Origin of the sequence: Oceanisphaera pacifica (assembly GCF_017498065.1) — a bacterium.
Classification (GTDB): Bacteria; Pseudomonadota; Gammaproteobacteria; order Enterobacterales; family Aeromonadaceae; genus Oceanimonas; species Oceanimonas pacifica.
In genome coordinates this window covers 21,725-27,724 of sequence record NZ_JAGDFX010000024.1, presented here as the reverse complement: position 1 = coordinate 27,724, position 6,000 = coordinate 21,725, and the positions used below count along the sequence as shown (strand labels likewise).

The following is a 6,000-nucleotide window of genomic DNA, read 5'->3' as shown; positions in this document are numbered from 1 at the left end:
GGGTAATACCCGAAACTGGGAAGTGACGGGAGCTGTCTCGCTCAATCCCTGTAAACTCGAGGAAATGGAGCGAAATAAAATGGCTGCTTAGACAGTCTTATTTGGACAACTGGGTTGAAAATCACCGATTACCAGTAAAGTTGTTTGTGCCGCATGAGGTTTTCTCTTAGCAATTACTTTACGTTTAGCCATCAGTTATACATCCGGCACGGCACCTAAAGCGCCAGCCATATATTTAGCATATAAATTATCATCCGCCCTTAGCCCCAGCATTTCGTCTAGCCGCCAAGCTTGCGAACGAAGGTCTTGTTTCTCACACAAATAAACCTGATGCTTTTGTAAACGATTAAGTACTTCAGGCGTGTGGCACGTAAACACCATTTGTGCTTGATGCGGGTTAGTGTGCTCAAAACGGAACCAATCCAACATAATCGGCACTAAATGTGGGTGCAAGTCATTGTCTATTTCGTCAATCACCGCCACTCCACCATAATGCAACACACGCAACACTTGTTCTAGTAACACAAATGCCGATTGGGTTCCGCTAGACTCTTCAAAAAAGGGGAGTTCAAAAGCTTCGCCTTCAAGTGAGCAGTGCAGACCATAAGGCATGTAAAAAACGTCTGTTTGACCATTTTCATTACTGGCTTCTAACTTTCTGATCGACACATCATCTAGTCCCAGATCAAACTCGCGCATCACCTCAGCCATTTTGGCTTTGAGTTCAGGCGCATTCTGATATCGCTCTGCAGCATGCACTACGGCGCCTCGTTGAAAGTAATGGCGACCAGAGCTGGCAACATTAGTCACTATATGGCGAAAATACTCAATAAATGGCTGAGCTTCTGCCACATCGTAACTATAAGCAGCAGCGAGCAAAGAAGCATTAGCTCGAACTTTTTCTGCTTGGGCTTTAGGGAAAGGAAAACCTTTTTGCCTAAAAACAAACCCATCTTCAGTTTGCTCTCGTTTAAAGATATAGCTGTACTGACTACTAGTGCGAACAAACAAAGCTTCACTTACCACTCGATGGTTGTTCATTACTAATTGATAACGGTACTCAGCCCCAGACAATAAAAAGTCGAGTTCTAGTTCGGTATTTTCTTGAGCAAGAAGGGAGTGTGGGGCATAGACAATGCTTGCGTCGGGATCACTTCCTAAAAATGACTCACAAATAAACCAACTTAAAAAAGCTAAAGGTTTAATGAATTGTGTTTTGCCAGAGCCATTAGCCCCCACCACGGCAAGCACCTTATTCAGGCGTCCGTCCGCAAGCTCAATGTCATAGCCAGAAGGCGTAGGTTTTTTACCCAACGAGAAGTCAATCTGCGTCTCATCAGCAAAACTGTAAAAATTACTAAATCGAAGCGAATGAATCATAGAATGCCAACTCCAACAATATTTCGTTCATTGTCCTTAATTGGCAAGCTAAATACAAATAGATTCGCCACAAAGAAAGTTGAAAGACCAATGCGGTAGAGTGGACAGACTAAGATAAACCGATGAGGAGTAAGGTGAACGACATATCGTATGAGATCCGGCTACGCCGAATTTCGCAGCTAAAACAGCGGTATCAAGCAAGCAGCCGTACGAAAAATCCAACCTGCTTTATCTTTAACGTATGGTGTACAGCCTTAGACGCAGCACGTTCTTGTTAAATGGATTGCTTCGTACCTCGCAATGACCGACGTTTTGGGGTTTTCTTTAACTGACAGCTGATGGCTGACAGCTACCCTTTGGTTCGGCTGACAGCTCCCCGAAGGGGTATGCTCGGCCATTACTGTTATTTATTTTACTGTACTAATTAATACTGTATTATTTAGTGCAGTATTTTTCATAGCGGTAGGTGGCAGCATGCACAAGTTTTATAATAGAAAGCAGCAACTAAGCAAATTACGGCAGATTTCCAGTCAGATTACCAACACTAAAGGGCGCTTAAGTGTGATGGTGGGTCGTCGGAGAGTCGGTAAGACTCGCCTATTGAATGAAGCATTTAACGGCACCGGAAACGCAAAATCTATTTATTTATACTTATTTATTAGCCGAAAGTCAGAGGCTGCTTTGGTTGATGAGTTTCGCTCAATTATTGCAGAGCGACTGGGCACTAAGTTTTTTCAGCCGCAATCCCTGCGTGATATTTTTGAATACCTGTTTGACTATGCAACGGTTAAGCCGTTAACCCTTGTGGTGGATGAGTTTCAAGATATTGAAAAAGTAAACAGTAGTTTATTTTCTGACCTGCAAAATTTATGGGACAGCTATAAAAATACGACAATGCTACACCTAGTTTGCTGCGGATCTTTATATAGTCTAATGACTAATATATTTAAAGGCAGTAAGCAGCCGTTGCTAAATAGAGACGATTATTTTTTTAAAATTCAGCCACTTGCCCCCTCTTTCATTAAAGAGGTGTTGCATGACAGTCACCGTTATAGTGCAGAAAACATGCTGATTTGGTGGTGCTTATCAGGCGGCATACCTAAATATCTAGAATGGTTGATCAATGCCGATGATCCGGTGTTTGATGAACTAATCTCAGATACGTCGCCCTTAATAAAGGAAGGAACACACCGCTTAGTTGAAGACTTTGGTGCAGAGCATAGGGTTTACTTTGATGTGCTGGGCGCTATTGCTAACGGTCATACTACTCGAGCTAGAATTGAGAGCTATTTAAATGCAGGAGTTGGCCCTGCCCTTGAGAAGCTAGACACTGACTTTGCCATTATAGGTAAAATGCGCCCTATCACATCCAAAGAAACATCTCGTGATGTTCGTTACCGAATCGTTGATCCATTTTTAAGCTTTTGGTTTCATTTTGTTTACAGTAACCGCAGTGCCGTTGAAATGGAAAACTACACCTATTTGAAAAATATTATTGAACGTGACTTCAACGTTTTCTCTGGCAAGCAACTTGAAGCGCTATTTGAAGCAGTACTTATTGAGTCGAAACAGTTTAATCGTATTGGGAGTTATTGGGATACAAAAGGAGAGAATGAAGTTGATATTGTGGCTATCGACGACATCAACAAACGCATTTTAATTGTGGAAGTAAAGCGCCAAGCTAAAAGGTATCAGCATAATCAGCTACTTATAAAATCAGCCCATGTGCTTGACAAACTAAAGTTAAAAAATTACCAAATTGAGCTCCGTTGTTTTTCTCTAGACACGCTAGAAGAGGTAATGATTGAATTTTCGAAGCCCGAGTAACGCTTTACGCGGCAATGACCACGAAGAGGGTGAAGTGAACTGGCTGAGATAAACCGGTGAAGGGTAAGGCGGACGACACTTGGCGCTTAGCGCTAGGTTTCTTCTTTAACTGACAGCTGATAGCTTACGGCTGACAGCTACCCAAAGGGGATAAGCCGTCATTGCGAGGAGTGCAACGACGCGGCAACCTAGGCCCTTCGGGCAGCGATCAGCTTTAAGCCGTCAGCTATCAGACAAACAAAAAACAAACCGACTGCAGAGCGGCCATAAGCCAACAAACAGACGCTGGTTGAGTGTTGAGTGGACTGACAGCTTACCGCTGATAGCTGACGGCTTTCTTTTAGTTATACGCTGAGCGCGGTACGAAAAATCCAACCTGTTTTACCTTTAACCTACGGCGTGCAGCGTTAGACGTAGCGTTCTCTGTAAAATGGATTGCTTCGTACCTCGCAATAGCCCAAGGGCAGCGTTAAGCACCAAGCGCCCAGCTTAAAGATAAACATCGGTTTAGGTTTTTCGTATAACGGTCGGCGTAAAGCTGTCTGCTGGATGGATTGCCGCGTCGCTGCGCTCCTCGCAATGACCCAAGCTCTGGGTTTGTCTTAAAGATTAGTGCTTGGCGCCGGGCGCTAACCCCTATTCCCCAATCCCTAATCACGCTTTTATATTTAAGCTTGGCGCTCGGCGCTATCACTTAGTAATCCCATATTTCTTCATTTTTTCAACCAAGGTGGTGCGGCGCATGCCTAGGTGCTCGGCGGCGCGGGCCACCACGCCGTCGTTCGCTTCTAGCGATTGGCTAATCATGTCCATTTCAATATTGGCCAGCATCTCTTTTAAATTTACGCCCTCTTCCGATAACGCATGGGGGGCAAAACTGTGCTCTGGCTCTTCGCCTAGTTCAAACGCTTCATCTTCTGCTGAGTTTTGAAAATCAAAAAAGTCAGCTTCGTTTTCAACTTCAGGCTCATCAGAATGAAAAATAGAGGCTAGCGCATCTTGTTCATCTAATTCATCAAAGGGGCGAGTTACTAATTGCTCATCGGTTAGTGCTTGATACTTAACCGGCAAGTCACTTAATTGCACCCTTTGGTTAGGGCACAAAATAAACATCCGCTCTACTAAGTTAGATAACTCGCGAACATTACCCGGCCAATGCCATTTTTTTAATGAATCAATTGCCTCTGCAGAAAAAGACAACTGGGCATTATGGGTGGTTTCATGTCGGCTAATAAGCTCATTTAATAACAGCGGAATATCATTTTGGCGATGGCGTAATGCTGGTGCCTCAATAGGAAACACATTTAATCGATAGTATAAATCTTCACGAAAGCGCTGCTCAGCTATCATTTGCTCTAAATCGCGATGAGTAGCAGCAATTACCCGCACCTTGGCGGTAATGGGCCTAGTGCCCCCTACTCGCTCAAAGGTGCGCTCTTGCAATACCCGTAACAGCTTCACCTGCATGGGTAGCGGCATATCGCCAATTTCATCTAAAAACAGCGTACCGCCTTGTGCCAATTCAAAGCGGCCTTTGCGGGCCGATACCGCGCCAGTAAAAGCGCCCTTCTCGTGGCCAAACAACTCACTTTCTAATAACTCAGCCGGAATAGCGCCACAGTTAATGGGCACAAATGGCCCTTCAGACTGTAACGACAATAAATGGATCGCACGCGCGATCACTTCTTTACCGGTACCCGACTCACCCAGCAATAAAACATTAGCCGGTTTATTGGCAACCTGGCGGATCAGGCTTTTTATTTCATCCATAGAGGCACTTTGGCCAATAAGCAGATCATGCAAACGACACTCTTGATCATCAGATGCTATGAGCGGCTGCCAACTTTGCGCTTGTTGCAATAAGGCTGTTAATTCATCGTAAGTAAGCGCACTTAAAGTACCCAGCAGGTTGTTGGCTTGGCAGTCGGTATTATTAAGGCTAATAAAGGCATGATGAGAAAACTCATTAACTAGGCTTTTTAAAGGGACATCCATATCCCCTGCTAATACTGTGAGCGTATGCGGCTGCTCTTGTAACCAAATTTTATCTTCAGCTCGGCAGCCACTGCGCCATTCTACCTGCATAAATGACAGTATTGCTTCAAGCTTCGAGCGTCGCTCTTGGTTACAATCCATGATCAAGACGCCGTTAAAGCTCATAGGAACTATATCCTTACAATTCAGTTAGTTATTAATAAATAATAGTCAGTGTGATACTACTTATATTTACTTGTAGGCACAGCATAACATTACAAAGGGGTATGTATACAAACAACTGCCGTAATTCTGACACAAGCGTCAAAAAAACGCGACCTAAGCTTGACGCTTAACAGGCTAACCTTGATCAAGATCAAATCGAAGGTAAAGCCGTAAGCAATCAGCTTCCAGCCATCAGTTAAAAGATAACATTAAACCTAGATCTGCAACGGAATCCACAAAACCCACGGAAAAATAGAGATCAAATCTGAAAAAAATCTTGATGGGTAAGAGCAACACCGACACGGTGAGTGGTTTGGTAGGGTCCAATTCATTGGACCGTTTTTAAGTCATGCCATAACATTAAACCTAGATCTGCCACGGAATCCACGCCTCTTTGTTTACGATAAGCACAAAAAAATAGAGATCAAATCTGAAAAGAGCTTGATGGGTAAGAGCGAGCCCCTACGGGGAGCGGTACGTCTAACGCTGTACGCTGTACGTTAAAACGCCGGTTTGGTTTTTACGTAAAGCGGTCGGCGTAAAGCGTACAGCTGTCTGTTAGATGGATTGCTTCGTACCTCGCAATGACTACGA

The 6,000-nt window shown here is 44.0% G+C and carries 3 protein-coding genes; 1 reads left to right on the top strand and 2 read right to left on the bottom strand.

Annotated elements, in window-relative coordinates; all coding sequences use genetic code 11:
- Positions 1–195: 195 nt before the first annotated feature.
- Positions 196–1,380: an AAA family ATPase gene (locus tag J3U76_RS14115; protein WP_208006614.1), complete on the bottom strand. Its 1,185-nt coding sequence runs from the start codon at positions 1,378–1,380 to the stop codon at positions 196–198.
- Between the two features lie 474 nt (positions 1,381–1,854).
- Here J3U76_RS14115 and J3U76_RS14110 point away from each other — a divergent pair, with 474 nt between their 5' ends.
- Positions 1,855–3,207 carry an ATP-binding protein gene (locus tag J3U76_RS14110; RefSeq protein ID WP_208006613.1) on the top strand — a complete coding sequence of 451 codons (1,353 nt, stop codon included), beginning with the start codon at positions 1,855–1,857 and terminating at the stop codon, positions 3,205–3,207.
- 690 nt (positions 3,208–3,897) lie between these two features.
- Here J3U76_RS14110 and J3U76_RS14105 read toward each other — a convergent pair.
- Positions 3,898–5,367 carry a sigma-54 dependent transcriptional regulator gene (locus J3U76_RS14105; RefSeq protein WP_208006612.1) on the bottom strand — a complete coding sequence of 490 codons (1,470 nt, stop codon included), beginning with the start codon at positions 5,365–5,367 and terminating at the stop codon, positions 3,898–3,900.
- Positions 5,368–6,000: the final 633 nt, after the last annotated feature.